General features: G+C 66.4%; 16 protein-coding genes. 11 read left to right on the forward strand and 5 right to left on the reverse strand.

What is annotated here, in order from left to right; all coding sequences use genetic code 11:
* The first annotated feature begins 5 nt into the window (after nt 1-5).
* From QF040_RS17690 to QF040_RS17700, 3 genes are read left to right on the forward strand one after another with little or no spacing between them, the layout of a single operon-like run.
* A complete protein-coding gene (locus tag QF040_RS17690; protein WP_306881734.1) occupies nt 6-902 on the forward strand; it encodes an ABC transporter permease in 897 nt (298 codons plus the stop codon).
* Nucleotides 902-1696 (forward strand): ABC transporter ATP-binding protein, encoded by a 795-nt coding sequence (locus QF040_RS17695; RefSeq protein WP_429612148.1) that lies wholly within the window; start codon nt 902-904, stop codon nt 1694-1696. Before QF040_RS17690 ends, QF040_RS17695 begins: the two co-directional genes overlap by 1 nt.
* Nucleotides 1696-2208 carry a GNAT family N-acetyltransferase gene (locus tag QF040_RS17700; RefSeq protein WP_429612149.1) on the forward strand — a complete coding sequence of 171 codons (513 nt, stop codon included), beginning with the start codon at nt 1696-1698 and terminating at the stop codon, nt 2206-2208. Before QF040_RS17695 ends, QF040_RS17700 begins: the two co-directional genes overlap by 1 nt.
* On the opposite strand, the gene QF040_RS17705 is transcribed toward QF040_RS17700, so the two are convergent.
* A complete protein-coding gene (locus tag QF040_RS17705) occupies nt 2209-2487 on the reverse strand; it encodes a hypothetical protein (protein ID WP_429612150.1) in 279 nt (92 codons plus the stop codon).
* 112 nt (nt 2488-2599) lie between these two features.
* On the opposite strand from QF040_RS17705, the gene hemA reads away from it, so the two are divergent.
* The 6 genes from hemA (at nt 2600) to QF040_RS17735 (ending at nt 8127) form a co-directional block, all read left to right on the forward strand.
* Complete coding sequence (gene hemA / locus QF040_RS17710; RefSeq protein ID WP_429612151.1) at nt 2600-3871, forward strand: glutamyl-tRNA reductase; 1272 nt, start codon at nt 2600-2602, stop codon at nt 3869-3871.
* Nucleotides 3872-3969: 98 nt separating this feature from the next.
* On the forward strand, nt 3970-5058 hold the full coding sequence (gene prfA, locus QF040_RS17715) for a peptide chain release factor 1 (RefSeq protein ID WP_429612152.1): 1089 nt from the start codon (nt 3970-3972) through the stop codon (nt 5056-5058).
* A complete protein-coding gene (gene prmC, locus QF040_RS17720; protein WP_429612153.1) occupies nt 5058-5906 on the forward strand; it encodes a peptide chain release factor N(5)-glutamine methyltransferase in 849 nt (282 codons plus the stop codon). Before prfA ends, prmC begins: the two co-directional genes overlap by 1 nt.
* 32 nt (nt 5907-5938) lie before the next feature.
* The gene (grxD, locus tag QF040_RS17725; protein ID WP_013543189.1) at nt 5939-6265 is read left to right on the forward strand and encodes a Grx4 family monothiol glutaredoxin; all 327 of its coding nucleotides are present in this window, start codon (nt 5939-5941) and stop codon (nt 6263-6265) included.
* Between the two features lie 16 nt (nt 6266-6281).
* Nucleotides 6282-6791 (forward strand): cupin domain-containing protein, encoded by a 510-nt coding sequence (locus QF040_RS17730; RefSeq protein WP_429612154.1) that lies wholly within the window; start codon nt 6282-6284, stop codon nt 6789-6791.
* 52 nt (nt 6792-6843) lie between these two features.
* The gene (locus QF040_RS17735) at nt 6844-8127 is read left to right on the forward strand and encodes a hemolysin family protein (protein WP_429612155.1); all 1284 of its coding nucleotides are present in this window, start codon (nt 6844-6846) and stop codon (nt 8125-8127) included.
* 61 nt (nt 8128-8188) lie between these two features.
* Here QF040_RS17735 and QF040_RS17740 read toward each other — a convergent pair whose 3' ends face one another.
* Nucleotides 8189-8869 (reverse strand): lytic transglycosylase domain-containing protein, encoded by a 681-nt coding sequence (locus tag QF040_RS17740; protein WP_429614666.1) that lies wholly within the window; start codon nt 8867-8869, stop codon nt 8189-8191.
* Between the two features lie 53 nt (nt 8870-8922).
* The gene (locus tag QF040_RS17745; protein ID WP_429612156.1) at nt 8923-10668 is read right to left on the reverse strand and encodes a proline--tRNA ligase; all 1746 of its coding nucleotides are present in this window, start codon (nt 10666-10668) and stop codon (nt 8923-8925) included.
* A 147-nt stretch (nt 10669-10815) separates the two neighbouring features.
* Between QF040_RS17745 and QF040_RS17750 the strand changes: the two genes are divergently transcribed.
* Together QF040_RS17750 and QF040_RS17755 are read left to right on the forward strand one after the other, a co-directional pair.
* Nucleotides 10816-11493: an RNA pyrophosphohydrolase gene (locus QF040_RS17750; protein WP_429614667.1), complete on the forward strand. Its 678-nt coding sequence runs from the start codon at nt 10816-10818 to the stop codon at nt 11491-11493.
* Nucleotides 11432-12034, forward strand: coding sequence for a CNP1-like family protein (locus tag QF040_RS17755; protein WP_429612157.1), 603 nt, complete (start codon nt 11432-11434; stop codon nt 12032-12034). The genes QF040_RS17750 and QF040_RS17755 overlap by 62 nt, the downstream gene beginning before the upstream one ends.
* 59 nt (nt 12035-12093) lie before the next feature.
* On the opposite strand, the gene proB is transcribed toward QF040_RS17755, so the two are convergent.
* Both proB and cgtA read right to left on the reverse strand, forming a co-directional pair.
* A complete protein-coding gene (gene proB / locus QF040_RS17760; protein ID WP_307597835.1) occupies nt 12094-13233 on the reverse strand; it encodes a glutamate 5-kinase in 1140 nt (379 codons plus the stop codon).
* A gap of 78 nt (nt 13234-13311) precedes the next feature.
* On the reverse strand, nt 13312-14388 hold the full coding sequence (cgtA, locus tag QF040_RS17765) for an Obg family GTPase CgtA (protein ID WP_429612158.1): 1077 nt from the start codon (nt 14386-14388) through the stop codon (nt 13312-13314).
* Between the last annotated feature and the right edge of the window lie 31 nt (nt 14389-14419).

The following is a 14419-nucleotide window of genomic DNA, read 5'->3' on the forward strand; positions in this document are numbered from 1 at the left end:
TCTTTATGTCGCTCATCGCTTCGCTGGGCGCCATCGAGATCGGTCTGATATTCGGACTGGTCGCGTTGGGCGTCTTCATGTCGTTTCGCATCATCAACTTCCCCGACCTCACGGTGGACGGGAGCTTTCCGCTGGGCGCCGCCGTGGCCGCGACGCTGATCGTCCTGGGCTGGAATCCGGTGGCCGCCACCGCGGTCGCCTGCGTGGCCGGCGCCGCTGCGGGCTGGGTCACGGCGTGGCTCAACGTCAAGCTGAAGATCATGCAGTTGCTCGCGAGCATCCTGGTGATGATCGCGCTGTACTCCATCAACCTGCGCGTGATGGGCAAGCCCAACGTGGCGCTGATCACCGAGCCGACCGTGTTCACCATGGTCGACTTCGGCGGCATGCCCGAGCAGTGGGCCAAGCCGCTGTTGCTGCTCTTCATCGTGATCGTCGCGAAGATCGTGGTCGACATGTTCTTCGCCTCCGAAGCGGGCCTCGCGATGCGCGCCACCGGCGGCAACGCCCGAATGGCGCGCGCACAAGGCATCTCGACCGACTTCCACACGATGGCGGGCCTGGCGCTCTCCAACGCGCTGGTGGCGCTGGCCGGCGCGCTGTTCGCGCAGAGCCAGGGCACGGCCGACATCTCGATGGGCGTGGGCACGATCGTGATCGGCCTCGCGGCGGTGATCATCGGCGAGACGCTGCTGCCGGCGCGCAGCATGGTGATCACCACGCTGGCCTGCGTGCTGGGTGCGCTGCTCTACCGCTTCTTCATCGCGATGGCGCTCAACACCGATTTCATGGGGCTGCAGGCGCAGGACCTGAACCTGGTGACCGCCGTGCTGGTCGCGGTCGCGCTGCTGATCCCTGCTTACAAGCGCAAGCTGCGCGGCCTCTTCAAGGGGAAGAACTGATGCTGCGCGCTCAAAACCTGGAGATGACCTTCAACCCGGGCACGCCGATCGAGAACCGCGTGCTGCGCGGGCTCAGCCTGGAAATTCCGACCGGCCAGTTCGTCACCGTGATCGGCTCGAACGGCGCGGGCAAATCGACTTTCTTGAATGCGGTGAGCGGCGATCTGATCGTCGACAAGGGCAGCATCGAGATCGACGGCAAGGACGTGACCCGCATGAACGCCTGGCGGCGCTCGGGCATGGTGGCCCGCGTGTTCCAAGACCCGATGGCCGGCACCTGCGAGGCGCTGACCATCGAGGAGAACATGGCGCTGGCGTGGAAGCGCGGCGAGCGGCGCGGCTTCGGCTTTTCGCTCAACCGGAGTCTGCGCGAGCTGTTCCGGGAGAAGCTGTCGATCCTGAAGCTGGGCCTGGAAAACCGGCTGGCCGACCGCATCGGCCTGCTCTCGGGCGGGCAGCGGCAGGCGGTGAGCCTCTTGATGGCGTCGCTCAAGCCCTCGCGCATCCTGCTGCTGGACGAACACACCGCCGCGCTGGACCCGAAGACCGCCGCCTTCGTGCTGGAGCTGACCGCCAAGATCGTCGAAGGCAGCCAGCTCACCGCGATGATGGTGACGCACAGCATGCGGCAGGCGCTGGACTACGGTTCGCGTACCGTCATGCTGCATGAGGGTCAGGTGATCCTCGATGTGGCCGGGCCGGAACGCTCGGGGCTCGATGTGCCCGACCTCTTGCGGATGTTCGAGCAGACGCGCGGCGAAAAGCTCGACGACGACAAGCTGCTGCTGGCCTGATGGCGACAGATGCCGTCTTCGTGCGTGCGATGCGCGCGGACGATCTGGACGCGGTGCTCGCGATCCAGTTCGCCTGCTACGGCGCGGGCTTCGTGGAAGACGGTACGTTGATTGCGCGGCGGTTGGCTGCGGCGCCGGGGACGGGTTGGGTGGCTGGGCACGCGGGGGAGGTCAAGGCCTATCTGGCGGCCTACCCCTCGGTCGCGGGCAAGCTCACGGCGCTGCATGGCGAATTCGAGGTCGCGCCGGACGCCGACACGCTGTACCTGCACGACCTCGCGGTGCACCCGGCCGCTTCGGGACTGGGCCTCGGGCCGCGGCTGGTGCGCCATGCGTGGGCGCACGCGGCGAAGGCCGGCTGGCGGCAATCGACGCTGGTGTCGGTGCAGGCGTCCGTCGGCTTCTGGGAGCGGCAGGGCTATGCGGTGATGCAGCCGGCGGATCCGGCGCAGCAGGCCCGGCTCGCGACCTACCCCGGCACTTCTGTCTACATGGCCCGCCGGCTGGACTGATCAGCGGCGCCAGCCCTGCATCGCGAGCCATTGCACGGTGCCGCAGACCGCCACGAGCGCGGCATAGGTCGTCATCACGCCGTCACGCCCGAACACCATCAGCCCGACGACAAGGACGCCGACGCCGGCCCCGAAGGTGATCGCCCATTGCACCCACCAGCGCGGAACGCCGGCCCGGCGCCCGCCCAGGAACCGCCCCACCAGGGCCAGCACCAGCGCGACGAAGGCCGCGGGTGCCACAAAATTAAGCAGGTGATTGAGGAGGGCCAGCAGGTCCATCGGAGAGGGTTGGGAGGGGGCGCCACCATGTGGCGAAGGTTATGGCTGTTATAGGGAAAGCCATTTGTCCCTCGGCAAGCCCCGGGCCGCTGCTGATTTTATAATCACGCCCATGTCTGTCTGGGCTCTCGGCTTGAACCACACGACCGCGCCGCTCGATCTGCGCGGTCGTTTTGCGTTTGCGCTCGATCAGATCGCCCCGACGCTGCAGAGCCTGCGCAGTTCCTTCCCCAGCAGCCGCCACCCTCAGGTGGAAGCCGCGATCATCTCGACCTGCAACCGCACCGAGATCTACTGCGCCTCCGAACACATCGCCCTCGACCACACCTTCGGCTGGCTGGCCGAGAGCGGCGGCGTGGCGCCCACGCTGCTGCGCTCCCACGCCTACACCCTGCACGACGACGAGGCTGCGCGCCACGTCTTCCGCGTGGCCAGCGGGCTCGATTCGATGGTGCTCGGCGAGGCCCAGATCCTCGGCCAGATGAAAGACGCGGTGCGCGCGGCCGAGAACGTCGGCGCCCTTGGCACCACGCTCAACCAGTTGTTCCAGCGCTCGTTCGCCGTCGCGAAGGAAGTGCGCACCGCCACCGAGATCGGCGCGCATTCCATCAGCATGGCAGCCGCGGCCGTGCGGCTGGCCGGGCAACTCTTCGAAGACCTGCGCAAGACGCGCGTGCTGTTCGTCGGCGCGGGCGAAATGATCGATCTCGCGGTCACCCACTTCGCGGCCAAGGAGCCGAAGTCCATCGCCATCGCCAACCGCACGCTGGAGCGTGGCGAAAAGCTCGCCACGCGCTTCGGCGGCGAGGCGATGCGGCTGGCCGACCTGCCGGCGCGGCTCGCCGAATTCGACATCGTGGTGAGCTGCACCGCGAGCACGCTGCCGATCATCGGCCTGGGCGCCGTCGAGCGCGCACTCAAGGCACGCAAGCACCGCCCGATCTTCATGGTCGACCTGGCCGTGCCGCGCGATATCGAGCCCGAAGTGAAGGCGCTGGAAGACGTCTACCTTTACACCGTGGACGACCTCGCGCACGTGGTGCAGCAGGGCCAGGCCAATCGCCAGGCCGCGGTGGCGCAGGCCGAAGTCATCATCGATGCCGGCGTGCAGAGCTTCATGCACTGGCTCGGCCAGCGCAGCACGGTGCCGCTGATCCAGCAGCTCAATGCACAGGCCGACGAGTGGCGCTCCGCCGAGATGACGCGCGCCCGCAAGCTCCTGGCCAAGGGCGAATCGGTCGATGCGGTGCTCGAGGCGATGTCGCGCGGGCTCACGCAAAAGATGATGCACGGCGCCATGGCCGAGCTGCATTCGGGCGATGCCGCATCGCGCGAGCAGACCGCGCAGACCATCTCGCGCCTGTTCCTGCGCAAAGAGCGTTAGCGACGCTCGTCAGTGGCCCGGTCCTGCGTGCCGCGGCCTCCCTGCGCCCTGCCGCTGCACGCGGCATTCATCTCCCATTTTCCCGAGCTCCTTCTTCCGTGAAATCCTTTCTTCGCCATCAACTCGAACGCTACGTCCAGCGCCTCGGCGAGCTCGACTTCCTGCTCTCGCGCGAAGACATCATGAGCGACATGGCGCAGTACCGCACCATCTCGCGTGAGCACGCCGAGATCACGCAGATCGCCGGCCGCTACGAGCGCTACAAGCAGCGCGAGGCCGACATCGCCGGTGCGAAGGAAATGCTCGACGATCCGGACATGGCCGAGATGGCGCGCGACGAAATCGCCGGCGCCGAGGCCGAGCTGGTGCAGCTCGAGGAAGAGCTGCAGCGCCTCTTGCTCCCCAAGGACCCCGACGACGCACGCAACGCTTTCATGGAAATCCGCGCCGGCACGGGGGGCGACGAATCGGCCCTGTTCGCGGGCGACCTGCTGCGCATGTACACGCGCTACTGCGAGCGCGCCGGCCTGCGCTGCGAAATTGTGAGCGAGAGCGCGAGCGAACTCGGCGGCTACAAGGAAGTGGTGATCCGCATCGTGGGCGACGAGGTCTTCGGCAAGCTGCGCTTCGAATCGGGCGGCCACCGCGTGCAGCGCGTGCCGGCCACCGAGACGCAGGGCCGCATCCACACCAGCGCCTGCACGGTCGCCGTGCTGGCCGAGCCCGACGAAACCGTGGCGGTGCAGATCAACCCGGCCGACCTTCGCATCGACACCTACCGTGCGAGCGGCGCCGGCGGCCAGCACATCAACAAGACCGACTCGGCCGTGCGCATCACGCATATCCCGACCGGCATCGTGGCCGAGTGCCAGGACGACCGCAGCCAGCACCGCAACAAGGCCAAGGCGCTGCAGGTGCTGTCGGCGCGCATCCAGGAAAAGGACCGCAGCGAGCGCGCCGCCAAGGATGCGGCGATGCGCAAGGGCCTGATCGGCAGCGGCGACCGTTCGGACCGCATCCGCACCTACAACTTTCCGCAGGGGCGGCTCACGGATCACCGGATCAACCTCACGCTCTACAAGCTGCTGGCGATCATGGAAGGCGACCTCGGCGACGTGCTGGAGGCGCTGCGTGCCGCGCGCGAGGCCGAGCAGTTGGCCGAGCTGGAATCGAGCCTTCCCGCGTGATGACCGAATCCACCGCACCGTCGACCGTGGCGCAGGCGCTGGCCGCGGCCGTGGCGCTGGGCGTCGATCGACTCGATGCGCAGTTGCTGCTGCTGCATGCGCTGGGCCGTGCGCCGCACGACCGCGCCTGGCTGCTCGCGCACGACACCGATGCCATGTCCGATGCCGCCTGGGCTTCGCTCGCGGCGCAGCTGTCGCGCCGCCTCGCGGGCGAGCCGGTGGCCTATCTGCTCGGCACGAAGGAATTCCACGGCCTCGACTTGCAGGTGGACGCGCGGGTGCTGGTGCCTCGCCCGGACACCGAGACGCTGGTCGACTGGGCCCTGCAATGCCTCGAAGGCCGCGACGCACCCCGCGTGCTCGACCTCGGCACAGGCAGCGGCGCTATCGCGCTGGCGCTGCAGCATGCGCGCCCGGATGCGCAGGTCGATGCGGTCGATGCCAGCGCCGACGCGCTGGCCGTCGCGCAAGCCAACGCCCGGCGCCTCGGCCTCCCGGTTCGCTTTGCCCAGGCTCACTGGCTCGCCGGCGCCGCCGACGGCTACACGGTCATCGCCAGCAACCCCCCGTACATCGCCGCCGACGACCCGCATCTGCCTGCGCTGAAGCACGAGCCCTCGTCCGCGCTGGTCGCGGGCGCCGACGGGCTTGACGACATCCGCCAGATCGTCCAGAACGCGCCCGATCACCTCGCCGAGGGCGGCTGGCTGCTGCTCGAACACGGCCATGACCAGGCCGCCGCCGTGCGCCAACTGCTCGAAACCCTCGGCTTCGCAGAAGTCCAAAGCCGGGACGACCTGGCAGGCATCCAGCGCTGCTCGGGCGGAATCTGGCGCGCGGTGAAATAATCCCCTTCAGCCCCCACTTTTCAGGAGTTCCCATGTCCGACGCCCAGCAACGCATCGACGACCTCGTCAAAACCAACGAACTCGTGCTCTTCATGAAGGGCAATGCCAGCTTCCCGATGTGCGGTTTCTCCGGCCGCGCCATCCAGATCCTCAAGGCCGTCGGCGTCGACACCAAGACGCTCAAGACCGTCAACGTGCTCGAAGACGATGGCATCCGCCAGGGCATCAAGGAATACAGCAACTGGCCCACGATTCCCCAGCTCTACGTGAAGGGCGAATTCGTCGGCGGCTCGGACATCATGATGGAGATGTACGAGTCGGGCGAGCTGCAACAGGTGCTGAACGGCAATCCCGCCTGATTCCCCGAGGCTTGCCATGAGCCACGATCACGCGGGCCACGGCCACTCGCATGAGGGCGATGAAACCCCGGCCTGGAAGCACGACGGCGTGCGCGTGATCGGCGCCAACCAGCTCGACGTCAACACGGCGCAGACGCCCGGCATGAACCGGGCCGCCGCCATCAACTTCGCCCGCGTGGGCGCGCAGAAACTCTGGGCCGGCACGGTGACCATCCATGCCGATGCCAAGACCGGCGCCCATCACCACGGGCACCTCGAATCGGTGATCTACGTCGTGCGCGGCCGGGCCCGCATGCGATGGGGCGAGAAGCTCGAGTTCACCGCGGAGGCGGGGCCGGGCGACTTCATCTACGTACCGCCTTTTGTGCCGCACCAGGAAATCAACGCCAGCGCGACCGAGACGCTCGAGTGCGTGCTGTGCCGCAGCGACGGCGAGGCGGTGGCCGTCAATCTCGACATCGAACCTGTAGAGAAACCCGAATCGGTCCTGTGGGTCGATCCGACCCATCCGCACGGCGGCGTCTGAGGGTCTTTCGCGGGCCGAGTCATGGCACCATGGCACTCTTCGCTGTGCCACCATGAACCTCACCCAAAGCCTGCTCATCATCGTCTTGCTGATCGCGATGAGCGCGTTCTTCTCCCTTGCCGAAATCACCCTGGCCGCCTCGCGGCGTCTTCGCCTTCGCCAGATGGCCGACGAGGGCGATGCGCGCGCCGAACGCGTGCTGCGCGTGCAGGAGCAGCCGGGCCATTACTTCACCGTGGTGCAGATCGGCCTCAACGCGGTGGCGATCCTCGGCGGCGTGGTCGGTGAGGGCTCGCTCAGCCCGTATTTCGCGCGATTCTTCGAGAGCTGGCTGAGCGTGGAAGCGTCTGCCAACGTGGCCTTTCTGTGCTCGTTCGTGATCGTGATCGCGGTGTTCCTGGTGTTCGCCGACCTGTTCCCCAAGCGCCTCGGCATGAGCGACCCGGAGCGCATCGCTGTCCGCATGGTCGGGCCGATGCTGGTGCTGATCACCACCTTCAAGCCGCTGGTGTGGTTCTTCACGCGCTGCACCGATCTGCTGTTCAAGGTGCTCGGCATGCCGATGGCGCGCGACGACAAGATCACCTCCGCCGACATCCTCGCAATGACGGAGGCCGGCGCACGGGCCGGCGTGCTCGCGGTGCGCGAGCAGCAAGTGATCGCCAACGTGTTCGAGCTCGACACGCGCCTCGTGAGCAGCGTGATGACGGCGCGCGAGAGCATCGCCTGGTTCCTGCACGACGACCCCGAATCGGTGCTGCGCGCGCGCATCGTGGCCGAGCCGTTTTCGGCCTACCCGGTGTGCGATGGCGATATCGACCATGTGCTCGGCTATGTCGATGCCAAGGAGATGTTCCAGCGCGTGCTCAGCGGCCAGCCGCTCGCCTTCGACCAGGGCCTCACGCTGCACAAGGCGCTGGTGATTCCCGACCGGCTCTCGCTGACCGAGGTGCTCGAGCAGTTCCAGCAGGCGCATGAAGACTTCGCGATCATCGTCAACGAATACAGCCTGGTGGTCGGCGTGATCACGCTCAACGATGTGATGAGCACGGTGATGGGCGACCTCGTCTCGATGCCCGACGAGGAGCAGATCGTGAAGCGCGACGAGAACTCGTGGCTGATCGACGGCATCACGCCGATCCAGGATGTGCAGCGTGCGCTGCACATCGACGAGCTGCCGCATTCGGAAGAGTACGAAACGCTCGCGGGTTTTTTGATGGTGATGTTGCGCCGCGTGCCGAAGCGGACGGACAGCGTCGCCTGGGGCGGCTACACCTTCGAGGTGATGGACGTCGACAGCTACCGCATCGACCAGGTGATGGTCACAAAAACCTAGCGCGAAGTCCTGGCGCGCCCCGCTGGGCAGGGCCGCTTTCGCCTATTCGCGAAAGTGAGATTCAAGCTGCCGAACGGTCCTTCTCGCGCTCGCGGTCTCTTTCGCGTTCTCGCGCCTTGTCGTCGTAGGCCCAGAGCCGCTGGTTCGCGAACACGGCGTTCGGATACGGCGACTTGCCGCGGCTGCCGTTGTAGCGGCCGAGGGTCATGTACAGGTCACCGTTCTCGCGGTCGAGGTAGTGGCGCAGGATCACGCAGCCGAAGCGCAGGTTGGTCTGCATGTGGAACAGCTTGGCCGAGTCGCTGTCGCCGATCACGCGTGTCCAGAACGGCATCACCTGCATGTAGCCACGCGCACCGGCGCTCGACACCGCGAACTTGCGGAAGTTGCTCTCGACCTGCACCAGCCCGAGCACCAGGCTCACGTCGAGCCCCGAGCGCTTGGCCTCGTACCAGGCGGTCTGCAGGAATTCCTTGCGCGAGGGCCAGTCGGCGATCTTCTTCTTGAGCCGCTCGCTCATTTCGCCGAGCCAGCGCAGGTAGGCCAGGCGCGCCTCGGTGGTCGTGAACTCGGGCACCGGCGGCGCCTTGTTGTGGATCGCCGAACTCAGCGCGGTGCGCACCGAGTCGATCAAGGGCTCTTCGATCTGTGCGCCGGCGAAAGCGGTCTGCGGCAACGCCGTCAGCGACAGAACGCCCGAAGCCGCGGCAACGCCGATGCACCTGCGCCGCGAGATGGGCATGCCATCCGCCGCGGCGGCTGCCCCTGGGTCGTCGTTGCGACGGCCGGTGAAGCTCATGCGGCGAGCTTGCCGGCGATGAAGTCGGCGATGCCGGCCGACGGCACCTTCGTCGCAGCGGTGTCGCGGCGATGCTGGTATTCGAGCTGGCCTTCCTTCAGGCCACGGTCGGAAATGACCACGCGGTGCGGCACGCCGATCAGTTCCCAGTCGGCGAACATCGCGCCGGGGCGCTCGCCGCGGTCGTCCAGCAGCACGTCGACGCCCTTGGCGAGCAGTTCTTCGTAGAGCGCTTCGGCGGCCACCTTGACCTCGGGGCTGCGGTCCATGCCGATCGGGCAGACCACCACGGTGAACGGCGCCAGCGCGTCGGGCCAGATGATCCCGCGCTCGTCGTGGTTCTGTTCGATGGCGGCGGCGGGCAGGCGCGTGATGCCGATGCCGTAGCAGCCCATCTCGAGGAACTGCGGCTTGCCGCCTTCGTCGAGATAGGTGGCGTTCATGTCCTTGCTGTACTTGGTGCCGAGCACGAAGACGTGGCCCACCTCGATGCCGCGCTCGATCGCCAGCACGCCCTTGCCGTCGGGCGAGGCATCGCCCGCCACCACGTTGCGCAGGTCCGCCACGATTTCCGGCTCGGGCAGGTCGCGACCCCAGTTGACGCCGGTCATGTGGAAGTCGACTTCGTTGGCGCCAGTGATCCAGTCGGCCAGCACGGCAGCCTCGCGGTCGGCGACGAGCTTGACGGGCTTCTTGAGGTTCAGCGGGCCGAGGTAGCCGGGCTTGCAGCCGAAGTGCTCGTCGATCTCGGCGAGCGTCGCAAAGCGGAAGCCCTGGTCCAGGCCCGGCACCTTGCTGACCTTGATCTCGTTCATGTCGTGGTCGCCGCGCAGCAGCAGCAGCCAGACCTGCGAACCCTTCGGGTTGCCGGCCTGGTCGAGGATGTCGGTGGCCAGCACCAGCGACTTGATGGTGGTTGCGAGCGGCACGCCGAGCAGCTCGGCCACGTCGGCGCAGGTGCTCTTGCCGGGGGTCGGCGTCTTCTCGAGCGCCTTGGCGGCCGCGGGGCGCGGGCCGGCCGGAGCGAGCGCTTCGGCCTTTTCCAGGTTGGCAGCGTAATTGCTGTCGGGGCAGTAGACGATGGCGTCCTCGCCCGTCGCGGCGATCACCTGGAACTCTTCGCTCAGGTCGCCGCCGATGGCACCGCTGTCGGCCGCCACGGCGCGGTAGCGCAGGCCGAAACGGTCGAAGATGTTGCGATAGGCCTGCGCCATGATCTGGTAGCTGGCCTTGGCCGCGTCGAGGTCGCGGTCGAAGCTGTAGGCGTCCTTCATGATGAATTCGCGCCCGCGCATCAGGCCGAAGCGGGGACGCCGCTCATCGCGGAACTTGGTCTGGATCTGGTAGAAATTCTTCGGCAGCTGCTTGTAGCTGCGGATCTCCTGGCGCGCGATGTCGGTCACCACCTCTTCGCTGGTCGGCTGGATCACGAAGTCGCGGTCATGCCGGTCCTTGATGCGCAAGAGCTCGGGGCCCATCTTGTCGAAGCGGCCGGTCTCCTGCCAGAACTCGGCCGGCTGGACCACCGGCATCGTGAGCTCGACGGCACCGGCACGGTTCATTTCTTCCCGAACGATCGCCTCGACCTTGCGGATCACGCGCAGGCCCATGGGCATGTAGGTGTAGATGCCCGTGCCGAGCTTCTTGATCATGCCGGCCCGCATCATCAGCCGGTGGCTCGCCACCTCTGCATCGGCGGGCGCTTCCTTGAGGGTGGAGACAAAAAATCGGGAAGCTTTCATCGGGATCGGTGGGTGATGGATTCGCTGGATTCGAGGTTCGGAAGTGGGGAACTGCTCCCCCGGAGAGACCCTGAGAGACTGGCATCGCGCTTGCCGAGGGCAACCCGGCATGCATAATCGACTCAGTTCAAAAATTGGGGTTTGATTATGCTCGACCGGGACGGCTTCAGGCCCAACGTCGGCATCATCCTGCTCAACCAGAGAAACCAGGTTTTCTGGGGCAAACGCATACGCACGCATTCCTGGCAGTTTCCGCAAGGCGGCATAGACCGCGGCGAAAGTCCCGAGCAAGCCATGTTCCGGGAACTGCACGAGGAAGTGGGGCTCCATCCGGAGCATGTGCGCATCGTGGCCCGTACCCGCGACTGGTTGCGCTACGAGGTGCCGGATCGGTTCATCCGCCGTGACGCACGGGGCCACTACAAGGGCCAGAAACAAATCTGGTATCTGCTGCAACTCGTCGGCCACGACTGGGATCTCAACCTGCGTGCAACCGACCATCCCGAATTCGACGCTTGGCGCTGGCATGACTACTGGGTGCCGCTCGACGTTGTCGTCGAGTTCAAGCGCGGCGTCTACGAGATGGCGCTCACCGAGCTTGCTCGCTACCTGCCACGGCAGGACTTCCGCAACCGCTTCCTGCGCAGCAACGTGCGCGCCCGAGAATTCGAGCGCCATTCGCTGGACGCCGGAGCGCCCGCGGGTCTGGACCTGCCGCCCGGCGGCAGTTTCGATCCGCATCCCGACATTCCTTCTGCGAGCGATGAACCTCCTCTTCCCAACGACACGCACGGCAAAGCGCCCTTCTTTCCGACGCAACGCTGAGCGCATCCTGCTGCTTGCGTGCTTCGGCATCCTCGCCGGCTGCGCCTCTGGCAAGCACGACACCGACAACCCCGACTGGGCACAGGCGGGTTCGCCCCCTCCTCCAAAGCGGTCGGAAACGGACAAGGAGTGGGAAGAATCCGTGGCCCCGCCGCCGCCGGCCTTCAGCGAAAGCCGTCTGCTGCCGATCGAGATGCCTCCGTACATGAGCCTGAAGTTCGGCATCGATCCGGGAACCATCACGATCACGCCCGACGGCATCGTTCGCTACGTGGTGGTGGCCAGCAACCGCAGCGGCGGTGCCGTCAATGCCTTCTACGAAGGCGTGCGTTGCTCGACCGCCGAGATGAAGAGCTACGCGCGCTACAACAGCGGCGTATGGCAGGAAGTGACGAAGCAGGAGTGGAAGCGCATCAACGACCTGAACTCGCGCTACACGATGGCACTGTCCAGGCAAGGCATCTGCCGCGGCAATGCGCCGCGCAGTTCGGTCGGGGAAATGGTGCAGAACATCCGCAATCCGATTCGCGAAGTGCAATAAGCAGCAAAGCAATTCCGAGATAAACGAACGGGGCCATGGGCCCCGTTTTCTTTTGCCGATCAGCTAGGCATCAGCACCATGTTGTCACGGTGGACCATCTCCGGTTCAGCGACGTAGCCCAGCAGGCGCTCGAATTCGGCAGACGGCTTGCGGCACAACAGCCGCGCCTCGACGCTCGAATAGTTGGCCAGCCCCCGGGCCAGTTCGACGCCCTCTGCATCGCGCACTGCGATCACGTCGCCGCGCGAAAACTCGCCCGACACGCCAGTCATGCCGATGGGCAGCAGGCTCTTGCCTTCGGCGCGCACCTTGGCGGCGGCGCCCGCATCGACAACGACAGCGCCACGCAGTTGCAGGTGATCCGCCATCCAGCGCTTGCGCGCCTGGTGCTTGGCCGTCTGCGCCACCAGCAGCGTGCCGATGGATTCGCCGCGCGTCAGGCGCAGCAGCGCATCGGCCTCGCGACCCCAGGCGATCACCGTCGACGCGCCCGAGCCGGCAGCTCGCTTGGCGGCCAAGATTTTGGTGATCATCCCGCCGCGGCCGATGCTGGAGCCCGCGCCGCCGGCCATGGCCTCGAGCGCCGGATCGCCGGCTGCCGCTTCGTGCACGAACTTCGCGTCCGGGTCCTTGCGCGGATCGGCCGTATAGAGGCCCTTCTGGTCCGTCAGGATGATCAGTGCATCGGCCTCGACCAGATTGGCCACAAGCGCGCCCAGCGTGTCGTTGTCGCCGAACTTGATCTCGTCGTTGACGACGGTGTCGTTTTCATTGATGACCGGCACCACGCCCAAGCGCAGCAGCGTGACGAGCGTCGAGCGCGCATTGAGGTAGCGCTCGCGATCGGCCAGGTCGGCATGGGTCAGCAGGACCTGGGCGCTGCCGATTTCGTTTTCGCGCAGCTTGGTTTCGTACATCTGGGCCAGGCCCATCTGGCCGACGGCCGCAGCGGCCTGGAGTTCGTGGATTTCGTGTGGCCGGGTGCGCCAGCCGAGGCGCTTCATGCCTTCGGCGATGGCACCGCTGGACACCATCACGACCTCTCGCCCGTCGCGCACCAGTTGCGCGAGCTGCCGGCACCACTCACCGATGGCCGCCTCGTCGAGACCGCGCCCCTCGTTGGTCACGAGGCTGGAGCCCACCTTGACGACGATACGGCGGGCATCCCGCAAGGCAGTGGATCCGGAATTCGAGGTCATTGAGCGTGTCGCGGTCGTGAATGCTGCTGCTGATTTTGCTATCTATGGAAGGGCATCGATTTCGATGCCATGCCGCACTCAGGCCGGATCGGGCGGCAGCGGGACAAAGCGCGGATCGATCTCGACCGGCTCCTGTTCCGCCACCTGCTGGGCCTTGACCTGCTGATAGACGGCCTGCACCAGATGCTCGCAGCCCTCGCGCGTGAGCGCGGAGATTTCGAACACAGGGCCCTTGAAGCGCAGGCGCTTGACGAAGTCCTTGACCAGCGCCGCGCGCTCGTCGCCGGGCACCATGTCGAGCTTGTTCAGCACCAGCCAGCGCGGCTTGTCGTACAGCGCCGCGTCGTACTTTTTCAGTTCGCCCACGATGGCCTTGGCCTGGGCGACCGGATCGACGGCGTCGTCGAACGGTGCCATGTCGACCACATGCAGCAGCAGCCGCGTGCGTTGAAGATGGCGCAGGAAGAGGTGGCCGAGGCCGGCCCCCTCTGATGCGCCTTCGATCAAGCCGGGCAAGTCGGCCACCACGAAGCTTTGCTCCGGACCAACGCGCACAACGCCGAGATTCGGATGCAGCGTGGTGAAGGGATAGTCCGCGATGCGGGGCCGCGCATTCGAGATGGCGCTGATCAGCGTCGACTTGCCCGCATTCGGCATGCCGAGCAAGCCGACGTCGGCAAGCACCTTCAGTTCGAGCTTCAGGCTCTTCTTTTCACCAGGCCAGCCGGGCGTCTTCTGGCGCGGCGCACGGTTGATGGCGCTCTTGAAGCGCATGTTGCCGAAGCCGCCGTCGCCGCCCTTGGCGATGGTGATGACCTCGCCTTCGGTCAGGAGCTCATACAGCACTTCGCCCGTTTCGGCGTCGCTGATGATCGTGCCGACCGGCACCTTGAGTGTGATGTCGTCGCCCGCAGCGCCGAACATGTCGGAGCCCATGCCGTGCTCGCCGCGCTTGGCTTCGTGCCGGCGCGAATAGCGGAAATCGACCAGGGTATTGAGGTTCGAGTCGGCCACCGCGAACACGTGGCCGCCGCGGCCGCCGTCGCCGCCGTTGGGGCCGCCGAATTCCTTGTACTTCTCATGACGGAACGACACGCAGCCGTTGCCGCCATCGCCGGCAGCGATGTCGATGAAGGCTTCGTCGACGAACTTCATGGGATGTCCAGTTTACAAATGAAGAAGCCCC

Origin of the sequence: Variovorax sp. W2I14 (genome assembly GCF_050435205.1) — a bacterium.
Classification (GTDB): Bacteria; Pseudomonadota; Gammaproteobacteria; order Burkholderiales; family Burkholderiaceae_C; genus Variovorax; species Variovorax paradoxus_C.